Raw genomic sequence first — 1,845 nt, 5'->3', positions numbered from 1 at the left:
TGGGAGTAAAATGTTTCAAGATGAATTCATGAAAATCAACAATATATTAAGCGGTATTCGGAATAAAGATATATGTCCAGAAATAAATTTATACAAGACGTTGTATGAGTGTTGATTTTAGTTTTATATCCTAATTTATTAAATGTGTCTAAACAGAAAAAAACGCAAGTCGCATTTTTATGACTTACGTCTTTCTGCCTAACTTACTTTTCTATTTTTCTGTTTCTAATGTATTATATCGCACACTAAGGTGTATGCTGACAAAACATAAATACAATATGCTAATATTTCATGCTCTAATTGATTTAAAAATATAAGGATAAGAAATCCTACTGAAAAAATGTTCTCTGAAATTAGTAATACAATGTGAGGATAAAAAGCTTGTTTTAAGCGATTCATAAAATACTTTTTCGTAGTTTAATCAAATTTTGATGATTACATTAAGCGCAATCTCTGTGTTGCTGGCAGTCTGTATTGCTTTCTCTATTTCTTCTAAAGGAAATTCATGTGTAATCAGTTTTTCTATATCCCACTTACCGCTTTTCATAATATTCAGAACATCAAACACATCTTCAGGCATATAACCACCTGAACCGATTACGCTTTTTTGTGAATATGTTAAATGCAGTAAATCAATATCATGTACTTTATTATTTACTGCTACCATAATAAAACGGCTGTCAATTTTTCCCTGTTCCATAAATAAATCAAGAATTTCTTCTGCACCGCTGGCATCTATGAACCCGTCAATATCAGCAACCTTTCCTTTCAAAGAATGAGCAGTTCCAAAATAAGAACAAGCTTTATCTTGAAAAGGAATAGACCTAGTATTGCAGGTTTCAAACCCCAATTCTTGTGCGATAGACAGTCGAAAATCAGAAATATCACAAATCATTACTTTTTCGATACCAAAATATTTTAAGGCAATGGCACTAGCAAGACCGATTGTTCCACAACCAAATACAACAAAGTTCTCGTGCTTTTTAGGCTGTCCTCTGCGTGCTGCCCTGCAACCTACGGTAAATGGTTCAATTAAACATGCTACTCTGTCGGGAATTTCTTCTGGAACAGAATACAAAGAATAATTTCTTTTTGCATTGGGTATTTTAATATATTCTGAAAAACCTCCGATAGTACCAGCCCTTTTTGTATCTCCTGTGGCGAAGAGTGGATAGGGATACACTCGTTCCCCAATCGTAAACTCGGTATTGTCTTTTCCGACAGCTACAATTTTTGATATTGTTTCGTGTCCAAATTCTTCGCCAACAGAAATACGGTGTCCAGTATGCTCGCCATACTGATATACTGCAACATCTGTTCCACAAATACTGGAATATATATTTTTAACTAAAACATCATTATCGGATAAACATGGTAATGGTGTTTCTTTTATCTCAATTTTCTTTTTCCCTAAATAAATAGCTGACTTCATTTTGCATATCTCCCTTTACTTAATACCTTTGCAAAGTGGTATCAAAGACTGCAACAATACAATTCCTATTACTCCGACAATAATTCCTTGCATCAAAAGTCCTTGCCAAACCATTGTCATGCACATTCCAACACCTAATACTAAAGCTCCAACAACAGCTAAAATAAATATTGCTACTGTTTTTCTGTTAAACTTAATTGCTGGCTTTCCCTGCATTTTTCGACGTACAAATAACATGAGAAGAAGAACTACCAAACCAACAGCACCTACAACAATCCCTTGATTAAATGTGTTCCATTCTTTAATCATGCACATACACATACCGATTGCAAAAAGAATTCCTCCGATTGTTCCTAAAATCATTGACATAAAATTTTCTTTTTTCATTTGATTACCTCCATTTTATCTTTCAG

General features: G+C 33.4%; 2 protein-coding genes. Both read right to left on the bottom strand.

Annotation, left to right across the window (positions count from 1 at the left end; all coding sequences use genetic code 11):
- Positions 1 to 421: 421 nt before the first annotated feature.
- Positions 422 to 1,432, bottom strand: coding sequence for a zinc-dependent alcohol dehydrogenase (locus EUBIFOR_RS01425; protein WP_003864109.1), 1,011 nt, complete (start codon positions 1,430 to 1,432; stop codon positions 422 to 424).
- 15 nt (positions 1,433 to 1,447) lie between these two features.
- Complete coding sequence (locus EUBIFOR_RS01420; RefSeq protein WP_003864108.1) at positions 1,448 to 1,819, bottom strand: hypothetical protein; 372 nt, start codon at positions 1,817 to 1,819, stop codon at positions 1,448 to 1,450.
- Between the last annotated feature and the right edge of the window lie 26 nt (positions 1,820 to 1,845).

Origin of the sequence: Holdemanella biformis DSM 3989 (assembly GCF_000156655.1) — a bacterium.
Lineage (GTDB): Bacteria > Bacillota_I > Bacilli_A > Erysipelotrichales > Erysipelotrichaceae > Holdemanella > Holdemanella biformis.
Note: the sequence above shows the minus strand (reverse complement) of the source record. Positions and strands in the feature narration are given on the sequence as shown.

Coding starts and splice junctions, on each gene's coding strand:
- EUBIFOR_RS01425 (WP_003864109.1), bottom strand. CDS start 1,432: ATGAAGTCAGCTATTTATTTAGGGAAAAAGAAAATTGAGATAAAAGAA.
- EUBIFOR_RS01420 (WP_003864108.1), bottom strand. CDS start 1,819: ATGAAAAAAGAAAATTTTATGTCAATGATTTTAGGAACAATCGGAGGA.